At 48.1% G+C, this 243-nt stretch carries 1 protein-coding gene; it reads right to left on the minus strand.

What is annotated here, in order from left to right:
• A partial coding sequence (locus MTCD1_RS20090) for a hypothetical protein (RefSeq protein WP_143760225.1) occupies positions 1 to 243 on the minus strand: 243 nt, incomplete at both ends.

The raw sequence follows: 243 nt of genomic DNA on the forward strand, positions 1-243 counted from the left end.
GGATCTTCTCGTGCTCTAGACCTGTCAGCTTGTGTAAACGTAAGTCTAGGATCGCTTGTGCTTGTATTTCAGTTAAGAAATACGAACCTTCTCGAATACCGTATTCAGGCTCTAACCATTCAGGACGCGCCGCATCATCGCCGGATTTCTCAAGCATGGCTTTAACATGACCTAACTCCCAACCGTGAGCAACCAGCTTAACTTTGGCCTCAGCAGGCGTCGAAGATGCCTTGATCATGGCAA

Source organism: Colwellia marinimaniae (assembly GCF_002207865.1).
In the GTDB taxonomy this organism is placed as follows: domain Bacteria; phylum Pseudomonadota; class Gammaproteobacteria; order Enterobacterales; family Alteromonadaceae; genus Colwellia; species Colwellia marinimaniae.